Genomic DNA, 21,534 nt, shown 5'->3' on the forward strand with positions numbered 1-21,534 from the left:
CCTCGCAAGAACAGGGGTGGGACCGCCGATGCTGCAGCGTGCGGATAGCTACGCCGATCTCGTAGCGCAATTCCGCTGGCGGATCCCGGCCCGCTACAACATCGGCACCGACGTCTGCGACCGGCACGCCCCGGGCAACCCTCTCGCACTGATCCATCTCGACGCCGACGGCGCCGTGCAGCGATACGGCTTCGACGACCTGCGCCGCCTGTCGAACCGCTTCGCCAACGTGCTGGCGGCGCACGGCCTCGCCCGCGGCGACCGGATCGGCGTGCTGCTGCCGCAATCGCCCGAGACGGCAGTCGCCCATCTCACGGGCTTTCGCGCCGGGCTCATCACGATCCCGCTCTTCGTGCTGTTCGGGCCCGACGCGCTGGCCTTCCGCCTCGGCCATAGCGGCGCGAGGGCCGTGGTGACCGACCGGGCCGGCGCCGCGCTCCTCGCCGGGATCCGCGACGCGCTGCCCGCTCTGGAGCGGGTCTACTGCATCGACGGGCCGGCGGAGGGGGCGGAGGATTTCCACGCGCTCGCAGCCCGTGCCTCCGACGCCTTCACGCCGGTCGATACCGCGGCCGACGACCCCGCCGTCATCATCTACACCTCCGGCACCACCGGCGATCCGAAGGGGGCGCTCCACGCCCACCGGGTGCTGCTCGGCCACCTGCCGGGGGTCGAGATGCCCCAGCGCTTCCTGCCGCAACCGGGCGACCGGTTCTGGACCCCGGCGGACTGGGCCTGGATCGGCGGCCTCCTCGACGTGCTGCTGCCGGCCCTGCACCACGGCGTGCCGGTGGTCTCGCATCGGGCCAAAAAATTCGACCCGGAGGCGGCGTTCCGGCTGATGGCCGAGCAGGCGGTGCGCAACGTCTTCCTGCCGCCCACCGCCATGAAGCTGATGCGCCAAGCCCGCACCGCGCCCTATCCGGGGCTCGCCTTGCGCTCCGTCGGCAGCGGCGGCGAGAGCCTGGGAGCGGAGATGCTGGCCTGGGGCGAGGCGGTGCTCGGCGTGCCGGTCAACGAGTTCTACGGCCAGACCGAGTGCAACCTCGTCGTCTCCTCCTGCGCCGACCTGTTTCCCGCCCGCCCCGGCGCCATGGGCCGGCCGGTGCCGGGCCACGACGTGCGCATCGTCGACGACGAGGCCCAAGAGGTGCCGGACGGCGCCACCGGCCACATCGCGGTGCGCCGGCCCGACCCGGTGATGTTCCTCGGCTACTGGCGCAACCCGGAGGCGACGGAGCGGAAGTTCATCGGCGAGTGGCTGATCACCGGCGATCTCGGCCGGCGCGGCCCGGACGGGTTCCTGTGGTTCGTCGGCCGCGACGACGACGTGATCACCTCGGCCGGCTACCGGATCGGCCCCGGCGAGATCGAGGATTGCCTGCTTCGCCACCCGGCCGTGGCGTTGTGCGGGGTCGTCGGCGTGCCGGACCCTGTCCGCACCGAGGCGGTGAAAGCCTTCATCGTGCTGAAAGGCGGGGTCGAGGGCACGCCCGAGCTGGCCCGCGAGATCCAGGATTTCGTGCGCACCCGGCTCGCCGCCCACGAATACCCGCGCCACGTCGCCTTCGTGGAGGCGCTGCCGATGACCGCGACGGGCAAGATCATCCGGCGGGCGCTCAGGGAGGGGGGAGGGGCGTGAGGACGGTCTCCGACCGCCGATCGGTCGATCGCACGGTATCGAGTGCACCTCGTCGTCCCGGAACTCGCCTGACAGGGAAGAGGCCGGGCTGACGATGGAGGATGACGGGACATCCGGCGATCAATGACCGGATGCCATACACCACCGGGAGGACATGATGCCGACATCCACGTTTCGCCGAACGTCCCGCGCCCTGGCGCTCGCCGCCGCGTCCCTGCTGACCCTCGCGCAGGCGCACGCCGCCGGCCCCACCCGCGTCACCCTGGGCGTGCTGAACGACCGGGCCGGGCCCTATTCGGACCTCGCCGGCGAGGGCTCGGTGGTCGCGGCCGAGATGGCGGCGGCGGACTTCAAAGCCCAGAACCCGGACTTCGAGATCCGGGTCCTCTCCGCCGACCACCAGAACAAGCCGGATATCGGCGCCGGCATCGTGCGCCAGTGGATCGACCGGGACGACCTCGACGTCGTGCTGGACGTGCCGTTCTCCTCGGTGGCGCTCGCCGTGCACCAGATCGTGCGCGAGAAGAACCGGCTGATGATCAATTCCGGCGCCGGCGCCTCGGAGATCACCGGGGCGCTGTGCTCGCCCAACACCATCCACTGGACCTACGACACCTGGGCGCTGGCCAACGGCACCGGCGGCGCGATGGTGCGCAGCGGCGGCGACACCTGGTTCTTCATCACGGCCGACTACGCCTTCGGCAAGGCGCTGGAGCGCGACGTGTCGGAGGTGGTCGAGCGCAACGGCGGCAAGGTGCTGGGCTCGGTCCGCCACCCGGTCGCCGCCACCGACTACTCGTCGTTCCTGATCCAGGCGCAGGGCTCGAAGGCCAAGGTGATCGGGCTGGCGAATGCCGGCAGCGACACGATCAACACCATCAAGCAGGGCGCCGAGTTCGGCGTCGCCGAGGGCGGGCAGCGCCTCGCCGGCCTGCTGGTCTTCCTGAGCGACGTGCATTCGCTGGGCCTCAAGGTGGCGCAGGGGCTGGTGCTGACGGAGGCCTTCTACTGGGACCTCAACGACGACACCCGTGCCTGGTCGCGCCGCTTCGCCGAGCGCCACAAGGGGCGGATGCCGACCATGGTCCAGGCCGGCGTCTATGCGGGCATGATGCATTACCTGAAGGCCATGAAGGCGACAGGCAGCAAGGATCCCGCCACGGTCACGGCCGAGATGCGCCGCGTGCCGGCGGAGGATTCCCTGTTCGGCCGCTCCGAGGTGCGGGCCGACGGGCGGGTGACCCACCCGATGTACCTGTTCGAGGTGAAGAAGCCCTCCGAATCGAAGGGCCCCTGGGACTATTACCGCCTGGTCTCGACGATTCCCGCCGACCAGGCCTTCCGGCCGCTGAAGGCTGGCAACTGCCCGCTGGTGACGAAATGAAGCTGCATCACTGCGTCGGCGCCCGCTCGTTCCGGCCGCTCTGTGCCCTCGAGGCGCTCGGCCTGCCCTACGAGCTGGCGATGCTGCCGTTCCCGCCGCGGGTCCATGCCAAGGAGTACTTCGCCCTCAACCCGCTCGGCACGATCCCGCTCCTCGAGGACGGCGACACGCGGATGACCGAATCGGCCGCGATCTGCGAGTACCTGGCGGCGCGTCACGGCGCCGGGGGGCTCGGGGTGCGGCCCGACGAGGCGGAATACGGCCGCTACCTCAACGCGCTGCATTTCGGCGAGGCGACCCTGACCTTCCCGCAGACCCTGGTGCTGCGCTACGGCCGGTTCGAGCCGCCGGAGCGGCGCAATCCCGGCATCGTCGAGGATTATGCGCGATGGTTCCTGTCGCGGCTCAAGGGCTTCGGCGCGGTGCTGGACGGCCGCCGCTTCGTCTGCGCCGGGCGCTTCACCGCCGCCGATATCAGCATCGGCTACGCCCTGATGCTGGCCGAGTTCGCGGGCTTGGGCGATCAGCTGCCGGACTTCGCCAGAACCTACTGGGAGGGCCTGAAGTCCGAGCCGTCCTACGCCCGGGCGCTGGCGGCCGAGCAGCGGGCGGCCGAGGCGCAGGGCGTGTCGCCGGTGCCCTCGCCGCTCGGCGGCTGATTCAGTTCAGGAGCTTGGTGGCGCGCAAGCGCGCCACCGCGAGGTCGACGAAGGTCCGCACCTTCGCGGGGGCGTGCCGCCCCTCCGGGTAGAGCACGTGGATCGGCAGCGGCTCGTCCTCGTACTCGGCCAGCACGATCTGCAGCCGGCTCTCGCGCAGGGCGGGGCCGATCTGGTAGTGCAGCACCCGGGTCAGGCCCCAGCCGGCGATCGCAGCGGTGATGCCCGCCTCGTTGGTGTTGGTCTCGAGCGCCGGACGGATGGTCATCCGTTCGTCGTCCGCGAAGCGCCATTCGGGCGAAGCCCAGGCCCCGGTCGAGACCGCGATGCGGTGTCCTTTCAGGTCCGCGGGCCGCGCCGGCACGCCATGGCGCGCGAAATAGCCCGGAGCCCCGCAGACGACGCGGCGCACCGCCCCGACCTTCACGGCGGTGAGGCCGGAATCCGACAGGTGGCCGATGCGGATGGCGACGTCGACGCCCTCCTCGACGAGGTTGACCGGCCGGTCGACGAACAGGGTGCGGGCCGCCATGGCCGGGTAGGCGTCGAGGTAGTCGGTGACGATCGGCAGGACGTGGATATGCCCGAACAGGATCGGGGCCGTCACCGCGAGCGTCCCGGAGGGCATGCCGTAGGACCCGGCCGCCGCGGCCTCGGCCTCGGCGATGTCGGCCAGGATGCGCCGGCAATCCGCGACGTAGCGCGCACCCGCCTCGGTGAGCTTCACCGACCGGGTGGTGCGAACGAACAGCCGGGCGCCGATCGCCTCCTCCAGAGCCGCCACCGCCCGCGTCACCACCGGGGGGCTCAGATGCAAGAGGCGCGCGGTCTCGGCGAAGCTCTCCGTCTCCGCGACCTTCGCGACGATGCGCATGGCCTGCCACCGATCCACGGCCCCTCGCTCCTCGTTCGGCCGACAGGCTCCGACGCCTATCGCGTTTCCCCTCGACGCACCGCGCGTTCGCGCCGGGATGGTAGAATGGTGCAGCCAGGCTTCAATCGGGTCGGGTGCTGGCTGCGTTGTGGGGGGCAGCGTCGGGGTGTCCGGTCGTTCGTCGGCGGGAGGCCCGAATGTCCTGTTTGCCGCATGATCGGGCTGGCCCGCCTCACGCCTCGACGGGAGAAGCGGGACGCCGCCTCCGCCGCCAGGTTGTCGGCGCAGGCGCGGCAGCATGGGCCTGGGCGAGCGTTTCGAGCCACGCCGCCAAGTCGGCCGGGATCTCCGCGTCGCCCGAAGCCCACCGGCGCACGATGCGGTCATCGCAGGCAAGAGCCTCGGCCAAGCCCCGCTGTGACCAACGGAGCAGAGTGAGGCATTCGCGAAAGCGGTCAGAGGTCACGCCAGGAGCTCGATGAAGGCGCCGCCTGCTCCGAAGAGAGCGGCGCCGGCGGCCATGCTGGCGACGATGATCTGCCAGGGAGCAAGAGCGCGGTCGCGCTCCAGCTTGGAACCTTCCGCTTGATGCTCGGCCTGCTCGGCTAACAGCTTGCGCTGTTCGGCAATGAACTTCTGCGTTTCCTCGTTCGACCGAAGGACGCGTGCGACTTGTTCGGTGATATCGAGAGAAGCGTCAGCCATCGAGGATGCCCCATGTTCCGGGCAAGCAGTGTCCGCGATATGCGGACAAATGAGATCGCCGTCAAGGATTCGTCAACCCTCGGTTCGAACCCCGACCCGCCTGGCCGAATGCGGGGTCCTCGCCGGGGCAAGGCTGTCCCGCGAGGAATGGCGCTACCGATAGGAAAGGAAATTCCACGCCACGACCCGCGATCGACGCACCCGAGCCAAACGCAAAAAGGCCGCAAGAGCGGCCCGCATCAGGATCAGATCAAATCGAGGGGAAGGATGGTGGAGCTAAGCGGGATCGAACCGCTGACCTCTTGAATGCCATTCAAGCGCTCTCCCAGCTGAGCTATAGCCCCATCCGTCATCCACGGCGCCGGGAACGCCGATGGGTCTCGTCGTCGCGTGATCGCTGGCAGCGATCGGATCAGGTCAGGCGAAGCCTGAGGTGATGTGGTGGAGCTAAGCGGGATCGAACCGCTGACCTCTTGAATGCCATTCAAGCGCTCTCCCAGCTGAGCTATAGCCCCATCCATCAGCCGCGGCGCTGGGAACGCCGGCGGGTCTCGTTCTAGGTTGATCGCGGGCTGCGATCGGATCACGCCAGGCGGAGCCTGAGGTGATTTGGTGGAGCTAAGCGGGATCGAACCGCTGACCTCTTGAATGCCATTCAAGCGCTCTCCCAGCTGAGCTATAGCCCCACGCTGCAGGACGTATGGGATCCGTCCCGGAACCGGACCGGCGCTCCTTGCGGGGGCGCCGTCGGTGAGCGGCGGTATAGGGGGGTGCGGCGCCGGACACAAGCCCTTGGGGCGGGTCTTCGCGAAGTTTTCGTGACTGTCGCGAGTTCCTGAGACGGATCAGGGGGTTGGGACGAGGCTGGCCCCGTCGCCGCCGCCCGCCCCGGGGGAATCAGGATTCCTCGTCGCTCTCGATGTCGCCGTCGATGAAGTCGGAGACGTCGTCGCCGCTCTCCTCGTCCTCCTCCAGGAAGGTATCGTCGTCGCCGCCGGCATCGCCCACATCGGTGTCGTCGTCGACCGACACGTCGGCGCCGTCCTCGGCAGCCTCGACCTCGTCGAGGGACACCATCTCGGGGGCGCCGGCCTCCTCCTCGGCCTCCTCCTCGCGCGGGGCGCGGTTGGCGATGGCAGGGGCGGGGACGCGGGTGGTGGAGAGGGCGGCGACCTGATAGACGGTGCCGCATTTCGGGCACACGGCAGGGTCCCTGCTGAGGTCGTAGAACTTCGCGCCGCAGCTCATGCACTGGCGCTTCAAGCCGAGTTCCGGTCTGGCCACGGTAGTCACGTTCCTGTCGATGTCGGATAAGAGTGGGTCCGGTTAGTCGCGCCCGCCAGCCCTGTCAAATACCTGTGGGGCCGGCGGATGACGCGGCGGTGCCCGCGTGCTAACGACCCGGCCGTTTTCCCGCGCTTCTTCCCGCGATTCTCGAGAACCAGGCCGTCTGCCCGTGTCGCACGATTCCACCCCGTCCCCGATCACCGCCCAGCCCGGGACGGCCCTGCGGGGCCGGCTGCGGCCGCCCGGCGACAAGTCGATCTCGCACCGGGCGATCATCCTCGGGCTGCTCAGCCTCGGCGAGACCCGCATCGAGGGCCTCCTGGAGGGCGACGACGTGCTGCGCACCGCCGCCGCCGCCAAGGCGCTCGGTGCCGGCATCGACCGCGACGGGGAGGGACGCTGGCGGGTGCGCGGCGTCGGCGTCGGCGGCCTGTCGGACCCTCAGGGCGTGCTCGATTTCGGCAATGCCGGCACCGGCTCGCGGCTGATGATGGGCGTGGTCGGCGGCCATCCGGTCACTGCGACCTTCGACGGAGACGCCTCGTTGCGCAAGCGGCCGATGCGCCGGATCCTCGATCCGCTGGTGCAGATGGGCGTCACGGTGGTGGAGCAGGCCGAGGGCGGCCGGGTGCCGCTCACCCTGCGCGGGCCCCGCGAGGCGGTGCCGATCACCTATGAGAGCCCGGTCGCCTCGGCGCAGGTGAAGTCGGCGGTGCTGCTCGCCGGACTCAACGCCCCGGGCGTTACCACGGTGGTGGAGGCGGCCGCGACCCGCGACCATACCGAACGGATGCTGCGCCTGTTCGGCGCGCAGGTCGAGGTCGAGGCGATTGGTCCCGGCGGCCACGGCCGGCGGATCGCGCTCACCGGCCAGCCGACCCTCACGGCCACCGACGTGGTGGTGCCGGCCGATCCGTCCTCGGCCGCCTTCGCGCTCGTCGCCGGCCTGGTGGTGCCGGGCTCGGAGGTGGTGATCGAGGGGGTGATGATGAATCCCCTCCGCACCGGCCTCCTGACCACGCTCCTCGAGATGGGCGGCGACATCGAGCGGCTGAACGAGCGCGAGGAGGGTGGCGAGACCGTCGCCGACCTGCGGGTGCGCCACAGCCGCCTCAGGGGCGTCGCGGTGCCCCCTGAGCGGGCGCCGGCGATGATCGACGAGTACCCGGTGCTGGCCGTGGCGGCGTCCTGCGCCCAGGGCACCACCCGGATGCAGGGCCTGCACGAGCTGCGCGTCAAGGAATCCGACCGCCTCGCCGCCGTGGCGGCGGGGCTGAAGGTCAACGGCGTCCCCCACACGGTCGAGGGCGACGACCTGATCGTCCACGGCGACGGCGCGGCCCCGCAGGGCGGCGGCACGGTCGAGACCCATCTCGACCACCGCATCGCCATGGCGTTCCTGGTCCTCGGGATGGTGGCCCGGCAGCCGGTGACGGTCGACGACGGCGCCATGATCGCGACGAGCTACCCCGCCTTCCTCGCCGACATGCAGGCGCTCGGCGCCGGATTCACCGCATGAGGTCGCCGATGGTCATCGCGATCGACGGGCCGGCGGCCTCCGGCAAGGGCACGCTCGCCAAGCGCCTGGCACTGCATTACCGCCTGCCGCACCTCGATACCGGCCTGCTCTACCGGGCGGTGGCGCTGACGCTCCTCGATGCGGAGCGGGACCTCGCCGACGCGGACGCCGCCGCCGCCGCGGCGCGGGGGCTCGACCCGGCCTTCCTCGCCGATCCCCGCCTGCGCGGGAGCGCCATGGGCGAGGCGGCCTCGATCGTCTCGGCGCAACCCGCGGTGCGCGCCGCGCTCCTCGACTGGCAGCGCCGCTTCGCCGGCTCGGCCGAGGGCGCCGTGCTCGACGGGCGCGACATCGGCACCGTGGTTTGCCCGGACGCCGCCGTGAAGCTGTTCGTGACCGCTTCCGCCGAGGAGCGCGCCCGGCGCCGCCACCGCGAGCTCGGCGGCCGCGGCGAGCCGGTCGCTTACGAGGCGGTGCTGGCCGACATCCTGCGTCGCGACGCCCGCGACGCCGACCGCGCCGCCGCCCCCCTGCGGGTGGCGGAGGACGCGGTGGTGCTCGACACCACGGCGCTCGACGCCGATGCCGCCTTCCGGGCCGCCACCGACGTGGTCGACGGGCGGGGCGGGGCGCGGGACTGACCCGACGCCCGATACCGGCGCGCCGCGAAGCCGTGGCACGATTCTGACTGCGTCAAGCGCGCGGCCCGGTCCCGGTCCGGCGCGCTCCTCTTTTCGGACACCCTATCCCCATGATCCGCCTCGACAAGATCGGCAAGCAGAACGGCAACCAGCTCCTCTTCATCGAGGCCTCGGCGGCGTTGCAGCGCGGCGAGAAGGTCGGGCTCGTCGGCCCCAACGGCGCCGGCAAGACGACCCTGTTCCGGATGATCACCGGCGAGGAGCAGCCCGACGAGGGCCAGGTCTCGACCGACCGCGGCATCACCATCGGGTATTTCAGCCAGGATGTCGGCGAGATGGCCGGCCGCAGCGTGCTGTCCGAGGTGATGGACGGCGCAGGTCCCGTGAGCGCGATCGCGGCCGAGCTGCGCGAGATCGAGACGGCGCTCGCCGATCCCGACCGGGCCGACGAGATGGAGGCGCTGGTCGAGCGCTACGGCGAGGTCCAGGGCCGGTTCGAGGAGCTCGGCGGCTACGCGCTGGAGGGCCGGGCGCACGAGGTGCTGGCCGGCCTGAGCTTCGCCCCCGAGATGATCGAGGGCGATGTCGGCGCTTTGTCGGGCGGCTGGAAGATGCGCGTCGCGCTCGCCCGCATCCTCCTGATGAACCCGGACGTGATGCTCCTCGACGAGCCGAGCAACCACCTCGACCTCGAGAGCCTGATCTGGCTCGAGGACTTCCTCAAGGGCTTCGACGGCGCCCTGCTGATGACCTCGCACGACCGGGCGTTCATGAACCGGATCGTCGGCAAGATCATCGAGATCGACGCCGGCTCGCTCACGACCTATTCGGGCGACTACGCCTTCTACGAGCAGCAGCGGGCGCAGAACGAGGCGCAGCAGCAGGCGCAGTTCGAGCGCCAGCAGGCGATGCTGGCGAAGGAGATCAAGTTCATCGAGCGCTTCAAGGCGCGCGCCTCGCACGCCGCGCAGGTGCAGAGCCGGGTGAAGAAGCTCGACAAGATCGAGCGCGTCGAGCCGCCCCGCCGCCGCCAGAGCGTGGCGTTCGACTTCCCCACCGCGCCCCGCTCGGGCGACGACGTGATCAGCCTGAAATCGGTGCGCAAGAGCTACGGCAGCCGAACGATCTATGACGGGCTCGATTTCGGCATCCGCCGCAAGGAGCGCTGGTGCGTGATGGGCGTCAACGGCGCCGGCAAGTCGACCTTGCTCAAGCTCGCCACCGGTACCACCGCGCCGGATGCGGGCAGCGTGACGATCGGGGCCAGCGTCAAGCTCGGCTACTTCGCCCAGCACGCCATGGACATCCTCGACGGCGAGCGCACGGTGTTCGGGTTCCTGGAAGAGTCCTTCCCGCAGGCCGGGCAGGGCTCGCTGCGCACGCTGGCCGGCTGCTTCGGCTTCTCGGGCGACGACGTCGAGAAGCGCTGCCGCGTGCTCTCGGGCGGCGAGAAGGCCCGCCTCGCCATGGCCAGGATGCTCTACGACCCGCCGAACTTCCTCGTCCTCGACGAGCCGACCAACCACCTCGACGTCGGCACCAAGGACATGCTGATTGCCGCGCTCGCGCAGTACGAGGGCACGATGCTGTTCGTCTCGCACGACCGGCACTTCCTCGCCGCCCTGTCGAACCGGGTGCTCGAGCTGACGCCCGACGGCATCCACCAATATGGCGGCGGGTACTCGGAATATGTCGAGAAGACCGGGCGCGAGGCGCCGGGCTTGCGGCACTGAGGGGCCTCGCTCACGCTCCCTGCAGCATCGGCGCCACCGCCTCCGCCGCCACCGGCCGGCTGACCAGGTAACCCTGGACCTCGGTGCAGCCCGCCGCCCGCAGCTGGGCGAGCTGCTCCTCGGTCTCGACGCCCTCGGCGGTGGTGGTCATGCCGAGGCTGTCGGCGAGCGTCGTCACCGCCCGCACGATGGCGAGCGCGTCGGTCCGCACCGAGAGGTCGGCCACGAAGGCGCGGTCGATCTTGATCTTGTCGAACGGGAAGGCCCGCAGGTAGCCGAGCGACGAGTAGCCGGTGCCGAAATCGTCCATGGCGATGCGCACCCCGATCCCCTTGAGGCGGTGCAGGATGGCCAGCGTCGAGGGATTGTCCTGCAGGAGCACGCCCTCGGTGATCTCGAGTTCCAACCGGTGCGGATCGAGATTCGCCTCGCGCAGGGCGGCGATCACGGTGGCGTCGATGTCGGCGCTGCGGAACTGCACCGGCGAGAGGTTCACGGAGACCCGGAAGGCTTGCGGCCAGCGCGCCGCCTCGCGGCAGGCCTGGCGCAGGACCCACTCGCCGAGCGGCACGATCATGCCGGTCTCCTCGGCGATCGGCACGAAGGCGGCGGGGCTCACCACGCCCCGGACCGGGTGGTGCCAGCGCAGCAGCGCCTCGAACCCGGCGATCCGGTTGCTCGCCAGGTCCAGGAACGGCTGGAACGCCAGGGCGAATTGCTGCTCGGCCAGAGCCACCCGGAGATCGAGTTCGACGCCGCGCCGGGCCTGGATCGCCACGTCCATGGCGGGCTCGAAGAAGCGGTGGACGCCCCGACCTTCCGCCTTGGCGCGGTAGAGCGCCATGTCGGCGGCCCGCAGCAGGCCCTCGGAATCCTGCCCGTCCGTCGGGGTGAGCGCGATGCCGATGCTGAGGCCGACCGCGACGCGCTTGCCGTCGATCTCGTAGTCGCGTCCGACCGCCTCGATCAGCCGGCCGGCGAGGCGCCCGGCCCGGAAGCGCGAGGTCGGCTGCAGGATCACCGCGAACTCGTCGCCGCCGAGCCGGGCCAGGGTCGCGGCGCCGGCCTCCGCCTTGTCGCGGATCGCGGCGGTCAGCCGGGCGGTCACCTCGCGCAGCAGCTTGTCGCCGACGGCGTGGCCGAGGGTGTCGTTGACGTTCTTGAACCGGTCGAGGTCGAGGCACAGGACCGCCGTGGCGCCGCCGCCAGATGCCGATTCCTTGGCCAAAGCCTCCGCCAGGGCCTCGTGCAGCAGGGCGCGGTTGGGCAGGCCGGTCAGCGCGTCATGGCGGGCCATGTGGACGATCTGCGCCTCGGCGCGCTTGGCGGCGGTGACGTCCTCGTGCACCGTCACGAAGCCGCCCTCCGGCGTCGGCGCGTAGGTGACGGCGATCACCCGTCCGTCGATCAGCGTCTGGTCGAGTCGGTAGCGGGTGCGGGTGGCCAGCCGCTCGCGCACCTGCCGCCAGGCCTCCTCGGGCCGCAGGCCCGGGAAATTGCCAGCCTCGGTGCGGCGGTGGATCAGCTCCTCGGCGGTGATGCCCGGACGCACCGTCTCGGGCGACAGGCCGTAGAGGTCGAGGAACTGTCGGTTGACGACCGTGACCCGGTGATCGGCGTCGAACAGGACGAGGCCGTGCGACATGTGGGTCAGGGCATGGTCGAGCCAGCGGTTCTGCTCGGCCAGTCGCGCATCGGCCCGCGCCCGGTCGGTCGCGTCCTCGTGCACCACCATGGTGCTGCCGTCCGGCAGCGGCGCGATGGTGGTCTTGAGCAGACGGGCGTTCGGCAAGTGCCGCTCGCGCTGCAGCCGGACCCGCTGCGCGATGCGCGCGGAGACGAAGGCCCAGGCCTCGTCGGGGTTCAGGTGCAGGTAGTTGCCGGCCTCGGCGCTGGTGCGGATCATGCTCTCGAGCGGCGTGCCGAGGCGCAGCAGCTCCGGCGGTAGCCCGAAGAGATCGCGGAGCCGGTCGTTGTGGGCGATCAGCCGCAGGTCGGCATCGAACAGGCTGACGCCGAGGGGAAGATTCTCCACCACCGCCTCGAAGCGTCGCGTCTGCTCCTCGCAGCGTCGCGTCTGCTCCTCGCAGCGCCGCGCCTGTTCGAGCTGCGCGAGCGCCGGGCCGGACAGCGCGGCGCAGACGCCGCGCCACCCTGTGACGGTTCCGTCCACCGCGAAGAGCGGCGCTCCGCCGAACCGGAACCATCGGGTCCGCCCGTCGCGGTGGCGGTGCGGCCGGATCACGTCCCGGAACGGGATCGGGCTCTTGAGCGGCGCGTCGTCACCCGGATCGCCGTCGAGCCCCGGCCAGGGCCGCCCGAGCGGCTCGGCCTCGCCCGTCAGCGCCGCGTAGCGCCCGGACACCCGTGTCAGCCGAAGCTCCGCATCGGTCTCCCAGACCCAGTCGGCGGCGAAGGTGTCGAGATCGTCGGGCAGCATCACGCGGTCTTCTACGAGCGCCTCTTGAGTCTCACACAATCGCTGCGATTTCCTTTCTGGAATTGTAACCGCGGAAGCCCTGCTACCTGTGGGTTGGGGCACGGGCGGGGAGACCGTTGGTTCCTCTCACCGCAACGAGACCGCCTCGGCCTCGACGGCGAGCGGAACCCCGTCCCGCGGGAGATCGAGGCCGCGCGCGCCCGGGCCGAAGGGGCGGCGAGGACCGAATCGGGGCGAGACCGGCGACCGGCCGGCCGCCGATGCAGCGCGAGCCGTCTCTCGGTCCGGAGGACTCTCGCACCGAGCCGCGTCCGGACGACCGGGATCGGCGGCGTCACGTCCCCCGCGGCTTGGCGCGCCGGGTCGGCGGGGCGGTGGTCGGGTCCTCGGGCCAGGGATGGCGGGGATACTGGCCGCGCATGTCGGCGCGCACCGCCGCCCAGGAGCCGCGCCAGAAGCCCGGCAGGTCGCGGGTGATCTGGATCGGGCGCTGGGCCGGCGAGAGCAGGTGCAGCACCAGGGGCACCGTCCCGCCGCCGATGGTCGGGTGGCGGGTGAGGCCGAACAGCTCCTGCACCCGCACGGCGAGAACCGGCCCGCCCTCGGCGGCGTAATCGACCGGGATGCGCGAGCCCGTCGGCACCTCGATATGGGTCGGCGCCTCGGCGTCGAGGCGGGCGCGCAACGACCACGGCACGAGGTCGTGCAGGGCATCCGAGAGCCGGTCCGCGCCGATCTCGTCGAGGCGGGTGAGACCGGCGAGATGCGGCCCGAGCCAGTCGGGCAGGGTCTCGGCGAGGTGGGAATCCGAAAGGTCGGGCCAGGGCTCGCCCTCGGCGGAGCGGAGGAACATCACCCGCTCGCGCCATTGCTGCGCCGCCTTCGACCAGGGCAGGGCACCGATCCCGAGGCCGGCGAGGCCGCGGGCCAGGATCGCGGCGCTGTCGGCATCGGGCGGGACCGGCAGGATCCGCTCGGCCAGGGAGACGGCGCCGAGGCGGCGCTGCGCCCGGGCGCGTAAGGAGCGCGCCTCGGGGTCGAACTCGACCCGGGTGCGGGCCTCGATCCGGTCGGCGAACAGGGCCTCGATGGCGGGGAGCGCGATCGGCGCGGCGGCCAGGATGCGCGCGGCCGAGGCCTTGCCGACGATCTCGGCCACCGCCAGGAACGGCTCGCGGGCGAGGCCGGCGGCGGGATCGAGGGCGGCGCCCCGCCCATTGGCCAGGACGTACTCGCCCGGCCGGCCGCGGGCCCGGGCGATCCGGTCCGGATAGGCCAGCGCCAGGAGCGTGCCGGTGTCGGGCGTCTCGCCACCCGCCGGCGCGACCATTCCCACCGCCATCCTCGCCCAGCCGGCGGCGAGGCGGCGCATGTCCTCGGCCCGGCCCGAGCGGTCGCGGCGATAGCGCTCGACCCGCTCGGTCAGGTCCACGGCATCGCCGCCGAGGCCGCGCTCCACCAGCACGGCCGCGAGATCGGCGGCGTGCCGCGCCGCCTCGCGGCCGTTTTCCGCGGCGCTCACCACCATGCGGGCGAGGCGCGGCGGCAGGGGAAGGGCGCGGAGCGCCCGGCCGGACGGGGTCAGGCGGCCGTCGCCGTCGAGGGCGTCGAGGCCGATGAGCAGCGCGCGGGCCTCGGCCAGGGCCGGAGCCGGGGGCGGGTCGAGGAAGGGCAGGGTCGTCGGATCGGCGACGCCCCAGGCGGCGCAGTCGAGCACCAGCCCGGCGAGGTCGGCGGCCAGGATCTCGGGCCGGGTGAAGGGCTCGAGCGCGCCGGTCGCGGCCTCCGACCACAGCCGGTAGCAGATGCCGGCCTGCGTGCGGCCGGCGCGGCCCCGGCGCTGGTCGACGGAGGCGCGGGAGGCGCGCTGGGTGACGAGGCGGGTCAGGCCGAGATCCGGCTCGTAGACCGGCACCCGGGCGAGGCCCGAATCGACCACCACCCGCACGCCCTCGATGGTGAGCGAGGTCTCGGCGATGGAGGTCGCGAGCACCACCTTGCGGCGGCCCGCCGGGCTCGGCCGCACCGCCCGGTCCTGCTCGCCCCGGTCGAGGGCGCCATAGAGCGGGGCGAGGTCGACCTCGGGAAAATCGGCGAGGCGCTCGCTCAGGCGCTCCTCGGTGCGGCGGATTTCGGCCTGCCCCGGCAGGAAGGCCAGGACCGAGCCGGGCTCGGCCCTGAGCGCCCGCATCACCGCGTCGGTCACCGCGTCCTCGATGCGCGTCTGCGGGTCGCGGTCGAGGTGGCGGGTCTCGACCGGGAAGGCCCGGCCTTCCGACAGGATCACCGGGGCGTCGCCCATCAGCGCGGCCACCCGGGCGCCGTCGAGGGTCGCCGACATCGCCAGGAGCCGCAGGTCCTCCCGCAGGGCGCCTTGCGCGTCGAGCGCCAGCGCCAGGCCGAGATCGGCGTCGAGCGAGCGCTCATGGAACTCGTCGAACAGCACCGCGGCGACACCGTCGAGCTCCGGGTCGTCCAGGATCATGCGGGCGAACACGCCTTCGGTGACGACCTCGATCCGGGTGCGGGCCGAGACCTTGGAGCCGAGGCGCACCCTGAGGCCCACCGTCTCGCCGACCGCCTCGCTCAAGGTCGCGGCCATGCGCTCGGCCGCCGCCCGGGCGGCGAGGCGGCGCGGCTCCAGGAGGATGATCCGGCGGTCGCCGCGCCACGGCGCCTCCAGGAGGGCGAGCGGCACCCGGGTGGTCTTGCCCGCCCCCGGCGGCGCCACCAGCACCGCGTTGGGTCGGCCGGCGGGCTCCGCCAGGGCGGTCGCGAGGTCGCCGAGGACGGCGTCGATCGGCAGGGAGGAAATGGCGCGCATGGGCGCCGGGATGGCGGAGGCGCCGCGGCGGCGCAAGCCCGGCCCGGAGACCGGCCCGGGGGCGCTACTCCGCCGATCCCTCAGCGTGGTCTCCTGCGTAGTCTCCGAGGAATTTTTCCCGATGATTTCTCATGTCGCTGCGGAACCGCGGGCGGGGCGAGAGATTGACGCTTGGGTTGGCCGAGGGGGCCACCGGCTGGAGTACACCGCGATGAAGTCTCTGACCCTGGCCCTGGCGGCAAGCGTGCTGCTGGGCGGTCTCGCCCTGACCCCGGCCTCGGCCGCCGTGACCGGCCCCGCCCCGGCCGTCGCCGGTGCGGAGTCGACGGTCGAGCACGTCGCCATGCGCCGCCATCACCACTACCACCGCATGAAGCGGCACGACCGCCACATGCGTCGCATGATGCGCCGCAACAACATGCGGGCCGGCGACCCGAACGCGCGCAACCCGTCGCGCCGGGGCTACCAGCAGCAGCTTGGCAACACCACGGGCGGCCCGCGCTACTGAGTCCTCGCGACCGAAGAACGATGGCGGGCGCGCAGGAGCGCGCTCGCGACCCGGCCCTCCGTCTTCCGGATGGGTCCGAGACGAGGAAGGGACGCAACACGGGGCTTGCGCGCGACGCCGCTCCGGGCGAGGGAGCCGGACCGGCCCCCCTCGATCCGTGAGAGCCCGCCCGTGACCCTGTCTCTTCCGTCGCGCGGGACCACCCGCCGATGAGCCTCGCTTCCGTCAAGGCCGACCTTGCTGCGCGCGCGCCCGATCTCGCCCTGCTCGAGACCGAAGCGAGTTCCGCCACCGTGGCCCTCGCCGCCGCCGCCCACGGCGTCGAGCCGGCCCGCATCGCCAAGACCCTGTCCCTGCGCCTCGGCGAGCGCGTGGTGCTGCTGGTGGCCCGGGGCGATGCCCGCCTCGACAACCGCAAGGCCAAGGCCGCCTTCGGGACCAAGCCCCGGATGCTCGGGCCCGAGGAGGTCGAGGCGATCACCGGCCATCCCGTCGGCGGCGTCTGCCCGTTCGGCCTCGCCACGCCGCTTCCGGTCTATTGCGACGTCAGCCTCAAGGCCTTCGACGAGGTGGTGCCGGCGGCGGGTTCCCCGAACAGCGCGGTGCGGATCACGCCCGAGCGCATGGCCGCGCTGACCGGGGCGGAGTGGATCGACGTCTGCCAGCCGCCGCCCGGGGAGGGCGATGCCGACCAGGCGGCAGCGACCTGACCGAACGCGAAAACACGGGCGGCTGTGGATCCGGCGTCATCGACAATCGGGATGTCCGTGACCTAGCTGTCACGGAGCCTTCAAGCGGCCGGGCCACAAGGCCCCTCCGTCACGCCCCTGTCGTCCGAGACCGCCCTTGATCTTCGTCCATCAGCCGAATGCCTGCGCCAGCACCGGTCAGCCGCTCCTGGAGCGGCGCCTGCTCGAGATGTCGGAGCCGATCCCGCCGGACGCGCTCTGGATCGACCTGATCGAGCCGACCCGCCAGGAGGACAACAAGGTCGAGGCCTTCCTGGGCATCTCGATTCCGACCCGGGAGGAGATGCAGGACATCGAGCCCTCGGAGCTGCTCTACGTCGAGAACGGCGCCCGTTACATGACCGGGCGTCTGCTCTGCCGGGTCGATACCGACGACGCACAGCTCACCGGCGTCACCTTCATCCTGCGCGACAACAAGCTCGCCACGGTGCGCTACGACGACCCGCAGGCGTTCCGGATGTTCGTGCACCGGGCGGCGCGGCCGGCCGGGGTGATGCTGACCGGCGAGGCGATCCTGGCCGGCCTGATCGAGACCGTGATCGACCGCGCCGCCGACGTGCTCCAGCTCCAGGGCGAGCGCATCGACCGGCTCTCGCGCCTGATCTTCGCCGAGCATTCCGACCCGAGCGCCCGCAACGCCGAATTGCAGAACACCCTGCGCACCCTCGGGCGCCACAACGAGCTCCTGTCGCAGCAGCGCGAGAGCCTGGTCTCGGTCGAGCGCATCCTGCTCTCGCTCTCGGCGAGCTACCGGGCCAGCAAGGCCCCCCGCGAGATCCGCGAGGAAGTCCGCTCCACCTTGCGCGACCTGCAGTCGCTCGAGGAGCATGCCAGCTTCCTGTCGGGAAAAATCCAGTTCCTGCTCGACGCCACGCTCGGCCTCGTCAACCTCGAGCAGAACAACATCATCAAGCTGTTCTCGGTCATGGCGGTGGTGTTCATGCCGCCGACCCTGATCGCCTCGATGTACGGCATGAACTTCAAGATGATGCCGGAGCTCGAATGGGGCTTCGGCTACCCGATGGCGGTGGTGATGATGGTGGTGGCGGCGATCCTGCCCTACGCCTTCTTCCGCTGGAAGCGCTGGCTGTAGGGGGGCGAGACCTGGCATGTGCGGCCGCTTCTTCGTCACCTCCTCGCCCGAGACCTTCCGGGAGACCTACGGGTACGCCGAGCAGCCGAACTTCCCGGCCCGCCACAACGTCGCGCCGACCCAGCCGGTGGCGGTGGTCACCGCCGAGCACGGGCGGCGGCGCTTCGTGCTGATGCGCTGGGGCTTCCTGCCGGCCTGGGTCAAGGATCCGGACGAGTTCCCCCTCGTCATCAATGCCCGGATCGAGACGGCTTCCGAGAAGCCGAGCTTCCGCAATGCCCTGCGCTACCGGCGCTGCGTGTTCCTGGCCGACGGCTTCTACGAGTGGCGCCGCGGCGGCCCCCGCGGCCAGGCGCCCTACGCGATCCGCCGCGCCGACGGCCGCCCGATGGCCTTGGCCGGATTGTGGGAGACCTGGAGCAGCCGCGACGGCTCGGAGATCGACACCGCGGCGATCGTCACCTGCGGGGCCAACGGGCTGCTCGCCGGCATCCACGAGCGCATGCCGGCGATCCTGTCGCCGGAGGGCGTCGAACGCTGGCTCGACATGCGGGACGTCGATGCGGGACAGGCAAGCGCAATGTGCCGGCCGGCGCCGGAGGAGTGGCTCGACCTCGCGCCGGCGAGCCGGCGGGTGAACGACGTGCGCAACGACGCGCCGGACCTGCTGCGGCCGGACGAGGATATGCCGGCGCCGAAGCCGCCGGAGCGGAAGACCGAGGCGCAGGGATCGTTGTTCTGAGCCGTCGTCGCGCACGACCGCATCGCCTCCGCTCGTGTCGCGGCCGCGCAGCGGAGCCCGTAACCGGGACGGACAGGCGTTGGAACAATGCGCAGGCCGCGTTCCGGCCCCGTCCTGAACCGCTTGCGTCTCGGATCCCGGGCTCGCGCCTACGGTGAGCCCTGGGGCGACCGGAAGCGTCCCAGACTCGCCGAGAGAGCCGGTCAGGCTCTGCGACGATTGGTGCTCTCGATGGAAAGAATGGTGGGCGCGACAGGGATTGAACCTGTGACCCTTCGCGTGTGAAGCGAATGCTCTCCCGCTGAGCTACGCGCCCGATGATCGGTCCCTGCGGGTATGATGCGGCGCCGGACCGGCAGCCTCATCGTGGACCGAACCTCTTCGACGGTGAGGCCGCGTGGCACGGGACGCCACGGACGCAAGCCGTTGAACTTCCAAAAGCGTGGTGGGCGCGACAGGGATTGAACCTGTGACCCTTCGCGTGTGAAGCGAATGCTCTCCCGCTGAGCTACGCGCCCTGTGAGCCGGCTTCTAGGCGGGGCGACGCAGCGCGTCAAGGCGCTTCGTCGCCCCAAGGGTGACGGGAACCGCTACTGCGCCGGCACCGTCGCGACGAGCTCCGTCGGCACGAAGCGGCCGTCCTCGCGCCGGGTCATGTCGATCCGCCGGTCGTGGAAGGCGGTCAGGGTCGAGCGGTGGCCGATCGAGACGATCGTCGTGCCCGGCAGCTCGTGGCGCAGCATGCGGTAGAGCGCGGCCTCGGTCGGCTCGTCGAGGGCGGCGGTGGCCTCGTCGAGGAACAGCCAGTCGGGACGCGCCAGGAGCGCCCGCGCGATGGCGAGGCGCTGCTGCTCGCCGAGGGACAGGGCCTGGGCCCAGGGCGCCTCCTCGTCGAGGCGGGCGGCGAGGTGGGGCAGGCGGGCCGCCTCGAGGGCCGCCCGGATCGCGGCGTCGTCGTGGCGCCCCGTGGGCTCCGGATAGGTGGCGGCGGCGCGCAAGGTCCCCATCGGCAGATAGGGCCGCTGCGGCAGCAGCATCAGGCGCGCACCTTCCGGCGTCGTGACCGTGCCCTCGCCGAAGGGCCAGATGCCCGCGATGGCGCGAAACAGCGTCGACTTGCCCGAACCTGAGGGGCCGGTGAGCAGAGTCGTCTCGCCGGGCCGGAAGGAGAGGGACGGGGCCTCGGCGATGCGCCGCCCGTCCGGCAGGTCGAGGGCGAGGCCGTTGAGGTGGAGGCCGGCGCCGTCCGCCGGCGCGACCGACAGGGCGCTTCCCGCCGCCATCGCGTCGGCCCGGGCCATCGCCGCGTCGAAGGTGGTGAGCCGGTCGACCTGCGCCTTGTAGTCGGCCAGCGTCACGTAGAACGTGATGAAGAACGACATCGTGCCCTCGACGCGCGAGAACGCCCCGGCGGTCTGGGTCATCACCCCGAGCGGGATCTGGCCGGCGAAATAGTAGGGCGCGACCAGGATGTACGGGATCACGACGTTGACCTGCTGGTAGCTGACCGTGAAGGCGGCGAGCTTCTTGCGGCGGTCGACGATGGCGTAGAAGTTCTGGATCAGCGCGCCGAAGCGCTCACCGAGCGAGGCCCGCTCGGCCCGGGCGCCGCCGAGCAGGGCCACCTGTTCGCCGTATTCGCGCAGGCGGGCGAGGGAGAAGCGGAAATCCGCCTCGCGGCGCTGCTGCTCGAAATTGAGCCCGACCAGCGCCCGGCCGATGCGGTGGGTGAGCCAGGTGACCAGAGCCGAATAGATCAGCGCGCCCCAGACCAGGAAGCCCGGCACGTGCCAGTCGGTCCCCGGCACCGTGAAGGCGGACGAGATGTTCCACAGGATCACCGAGAACGAGACCAGGTTCGAGACCGCCGACAGGAAGCTGATGGTCAGCGTCTGGGTGGTCTGGGTGAACTGGTCGATGTCGTCGGCGATGCGCTGGTCGGGGTTGTCGGCCTGGGCACTGGCGAACCCCATGCGGTAATGAGTATCGTTGCCGAGCCAGCGGTCGACGTAGTGGCGCGTCATCCAGGCCCGCCAGCGGATCCGCAGGAACGACTGGATCACGTACTGAATGATCGCACTTGCCACGTAGACCGCGGCCCAGAGGCAGAACACCGAGAACAGCAGCGACCAGAACGCGGCGGCGTCCTTGCCCTGGATGGCGTTGAACCAGTCGCGATTGAAGTACGACAGGCGCACGTTGATGGCGACCTGGGCGAACTCGATGCCGATCACCAGGACCGCCATGGTGAGCGCCACCCAGCGCTCCTGCATCTGCACCGCCGGCAGCGGCCACAGCCGCACCGTCGTGACCTCGCGGGTCGTGTAATAGGGATAGGCCAGGCGCCAGATCTGCAGGAGGGCCTGCTTCAAGCCGTGCATCGCGGTCTCCAGGCCGCCCGGCGGGCGGACCTCAAGCGGGCCCGCCTGTTGCGGGCGGGCCGGTGATTCGGTGGCGGTCAACAGCGCGCCGCGCCCACGTGTCCCTCGCGAAACCCCGGTCACCGTCGCCGGCAGCGCCGGCGCGGCGGGCGTTTCGCGAGAAGCACCAAGCCCGTGGCCTTGCGACCCGCCATGGGTCAGCCCCGTGGCAGGACCATGGCGCCGTTGCCGTTGCAAGTTAAACCCCGTTCACCTGCGGCAGGGCGGCACGTGCCGTGAGACCTAGGGCCGCGGTGCCCCGCCGCCGCCGCAATCGGCCGCGATGGTCCGGGGGTTTCCCGGCAGGTTGCGGG

Annotated in this window: 16 protein-coding genes and 5 tRNA genes; 10 read left to right on the plus strand and 11 right to left on the minus strand. The window is 71.5% G+C overall.

All coding sequences use genetic code 11. The annotated features are described in order from the left end of the window. Nucleotides 1–28 precede the first annotated feature (28 nt). From DA075_RS20600 to DA075_RS20610, 3 genes are all read left to right on the plus strand, one after another. Entirely contained in the window at nt 29–1,642 is a 1,614-nt protein-coding gene (locus DA075_RS20600) for an acyl-CoA synthetase (RefSeq protein ID WP_099954810.1), read from the plus strand. Nucleotides 1,643–1,799: 157 nt separating this feature from the next. Next, nucleotides 1,800–3,026, plus strand: a complete 1,227-nt coding sequence (locus DA075_RS20605) for an ABC transporter substrate-binding protein (RefSeq protein WP_099956701.1) — start codon at nt 1,800–1,802, stop codon at nt 3,024–3,026. Then, nucleotides 3,023–3,685 carry a glutathione S-transferase family protein gene (locus tag DA075_RS20610; protein ID WP_099954811.1) on the plus strand — a complete coding sequence of 221 codons (663 nt, stop codon included), beginning with the start codon at nt 3,023–3,025 and terminating at the stop codon, nt 3,683–3,685. Before DA075_RS20605 ends, DA075_RS20610 begins: the two co-directional genes overlap by 4 nt. A gap of 1 nt (nt 3,686) precedes the next feature. Here DA075_RS20610 and DA075_RS20615 read toward each other — a convergent pair whose 3' ends face one another. The 6 genes from DA075_RS20615 to DA075_RS20645 all read right to left on the minus strand — a co-directional run bounded on the left by DA075_RS20615 (nt 3,687) and on the right by DA075_RS20645 (nt 6,548). Next, nucleotides 3,687–4,577 (minus strand): LysR family transcriptional regulator, encoded by an 891-nt coding sequence (locus tag DA075_RS20615; RefSeq protein ID WP_099954812.1) that lies wholly within the window; start codon nt 4,575–4,577, stop codon nt 3,687–3,689. A 444-nt stretch (nt 4,578–5,021) separates the two neighbouring features. Then, nucleotides 5,022–5,264, minus strand: coding sequence for a hypothetical protein (locus tag DA075_RS20625; protein ID WP_099954814.1), 243 nt, complete (start codon nt 5,262–5,264; stop codon nt 5,022–5,024). Between the two features lie 268 nt (nt 5,265–5,532). Then, nucleotides 5,533–5,608, minus strand: a tRNA-Ala gene (locus tag DA075_RS20630). A 95-nt stretch (nt 5,609–5,703) separates the two neighbouring features. Next, nucleotides 5,704–5,779: transfer RNA gene (locus DA075_RS20635), tRNA-Ala, on the minus strand. Nucleotides 5,780–5,874: 95 nt separating this feature from the next. After that, nucleotides 5,875–5,950, minus strand: a tRNA-Ala gene (locus tag DA075_RS20640). A 211-nt stretch (nt 5,951–6,161) separates the two neighbouring features. After that, entirely contained in the window at nt 6,162–6,548 is a 387-nt protein-coding gene (locus tag DA075_RS20645) for a TIGR02300 family protein (RefSeq protein ID WP_099954815.1), read from the minus strand. Nucleotides 6,549–6,720: 172 nt separating this feature from the next. On the opposite strand from DA075_RS20645, the gene aroA reads away from it, so the two are divergent. From aroA to DA075_RS20660, 3 genes are all read left to right on the plus strand, one after another. Beyond that, entirely contained in the window at nt 6,721–8,070 is a 1,350-nt protein-coding gene (gene aroA / locus DA075_RS20650) for a 3-phosphoshikimate 1-carboxyvinyltransferase (RefSeq protein ID WP_099954816.1), read from the plus strand. 8 nt (nt 8,071–8,078) lie between these two features. Then, on the plus strand, nt 8,079–8,711 hold the full coding sequence (gene cmk / locus DA075_RS20655) for a (d)CMP kinase (protein WP_099954817.1): 633 nt from the start codon (nt 8,079–8,081) through the stop codon (nt 8,709–8,711). A gap of 110 nt (nt 8,712–8,821) precedes the next feature. Further along, the gene (locus DA075_RS20660; RefSeq protein WP_099954818.1) at nt 8,822–10,444 is read left to right on the plus strand and encodes an ABC-F family ATP-binding cassette domain-containing protein; all 1,623 of its coding nucleotides are present in this window, start codon (nt 8,822–8,824) and stop codon (nt 10,442–10,444) included. A gap of 10 nt (nt 10,445–10,454) precedes the next feature. Here the strand turns inward: DA075_RS20660 and DA075_RS20665 are convergent, their stop codons facing one another. After that, complete coding sequence (locus DA075_RS20665) at nt 10,455–12,884, minus strand: sensor domain-containing protein (RefSeq protein ID WP_099954819.1); 2,430 nt, start codon at nt 12,882–12,884, stop codon at nt 10,455–10,457. Nucleotides 12,885–13,218: 334 nt separating this feature from the next. After that, a complete protein-coding gene (gene hrpB, locus DA075_RS20670) occupies nt 13,219–15,708 on the minus strand; it encodes an ATP-dependent helicase HrpB (RefSeq protein ID WP_099956702.1) in 2,490 nt (829 codons plus the stop codon). Nucleotides 15,709–15,919: 211 nt separating this feature from the next. On the opposite strand from hrpB, the gene DA075_RS20675 reads away from it, so the two are divergent. The 4 genes from DA075_RS20675 (at nt 15,920) to DA075_RS20690 (ending at nt 18,800) form a co-directional block, all read left to right on the plus strand. Then, on the plus strand, nt 15,920–16,216 hold the full coding sequence (locus DA075_RS20675; RefSeq protein WP_099954820.1) for a hypothetical protein: 297 nt from the start codon (nt 15,920–15,922) through the stop codon (nt 16,214–16,216). Between the two features lie 209 nt (nt 16,217–16,425). After that, entirely contained in the window at nt 16,426–16,926 is a 501-nt protein-coding gene (locus tag DA075_RS20680; protein WP_099954821.1) for a YbaK/EbsC family protein, read from the plus strand. A 136-nt stretch (nt 16,927–17,062) separates the two neighbouring features. Then, nucleotides 17,063–18,058 carry a magnesium transporter CorA family protein gene (locus DA075_RS20685; protein WP_099954822.1) on the plus strand — a complete coding sequence of 332 codons (996 nt, stop codon included), beginning with the start codon at nt 17,063–17,065 and terminating at the stop codon, nt 18,056–18,058. Between the two features lie 16 nt (nt 18,059–18,074). After that, nucleotides 18,075–18,800: an SOS response-associated peptidase gene (locus DA075_RS20690; RefSeq protein WP_099954823.1), complete on the plus strand. Its 726-nt coding sequence runs from the start codon at nt 18,075–18,077 to the stop codon at nt 18,798–18,800. A gap of 241 nt (nt 18,801–19,041) precedes the next feature. On the opposite strand, the gene DA075_RS20695 is transcribed toward DA075_RS20690, so the two are convergent. The 3 genes from DA075_RS20695 to DA075_RS20705 form a co-directional block, all read right to left on the minus strand. After that, nucleotides 19,042–19,116 (minus strand) — tRNA-Val (locus tag DA075_RS20695). A 127-nt stretch (nt 19,117–19,243) separates the two neighbouring features. Then, nucleotides 19,244–19,318 (minus strand) — tRNA-Val (locus tag DA075_RS20700). Between the two features lie 72 nt (nt 19,319–19,390). Next, nucleotides 19,391–21,181, minus strand: coding sequence for an ABC transporter ATP-binding protein/permease (locus DA075_RS20705; RefSeq protein ID WP_099954824.1), 1,791 nt, complete (start codon nt 21,179–21,181; stop codon nt 19,391–19,393). Between the last annotated feature and the right edge of the window lie 353 nt (nt 21,182–21,534).

Origin of the sequence: Methylobacterium currus (assembly GCF_003058325.1) — a bacterium.
Lineage (GTDB): Bacteria > Pseudomonadota > Alphaproteobacteria > Rhizobiales > Beijerinckiaceae > Methylobacterium > Methylobacterium currus.

Bases quoted from the DNA above. Each gene is read 5' to 3' on its own strand.
- DA075_RS20665 (WP_099954819.1), bottom strand. From the start codon at position 12,884: ATGCTGCCCGACGATCTCGACACCTTCGCCGCCGACTGGGTCTGGGAG.
- DA075_RS20610 (WP_099954811.1), top strand. From the start codon at position 3,023: ATGAAGCTGCATCACTGCGTCGGCGCCCGCTCGTTCCGGCCGCTCTGT.
- cmk (WP_099954817.1), top strand. From the start codon at position 8,079: ATGGTCATCGCGATCGACGGGCCGGCGGCCTCCGGCAAGGGCACGCTC.
- hrpB (WP_099956702.1), bottom strand. From the start codon at position 15,708: ATGCGCGCCATTTCCTCCCTGCCGATCGACGCCGTCCTCGGCGACCTC.
- DA075_RS20675 (WP_099954820.1), top strand. From the start codon at position 15,920: ATGAAGTCTCTGACCCTGGCCCTGGCGGCAAGCGTGCTGCTGGGCGGT.
- DA075_RS20680 (WP_099954821.1), top strand. From the start codon at position 16,426: ATGAGCCTCGCTTCCGTCAAGGCCGACCTTGCTGCGCGCGCGCCCGAT.
- DA075_RS20600 (WP_099954810.1), top strand. From the start codon at position 29: ATGCTGCAGCGTGCGGATAGCTACGCCGATCTCGTAGCGCAATTCCGC.
- DA075_RS20625 (WP_099954814.1), bottom strand. From the start codon at position 5,264: ATGGCTGACGCTTCTCTCGATATCACCGAACAAGTCGCACGCGTCCTT.
- DA075_RS20660 (WP_099954818.1), top strand. From the start codon at position 8,822: ATGATCCGCCTCGACAAGATCGGCAAGCAGAACGGCAACCAGCTCCTC.
- DA075_RS20705 (WP_099954824.1), bottom strand. From the start codon at position 21,181: ATGCACGGCTTGAAGCAGGCCCTCCTGCAGATCTGGCGCCTGGCCTAT.
- DA075_RS20605 (WP_099956701.1), top strand. From the start codon at position 1,800: ATGCCGACATCCACGTTTCGCCGAACGTCCCGCGCCCTGGCGCTCGCC.
- DA075_RS20690 (WP_099954823.1), top strand. From the start codon at position 18,075: ATGTGCGGCCGCTTCTTCGTCACCTCCTCGCCCGAGACCTTCCGGGAG.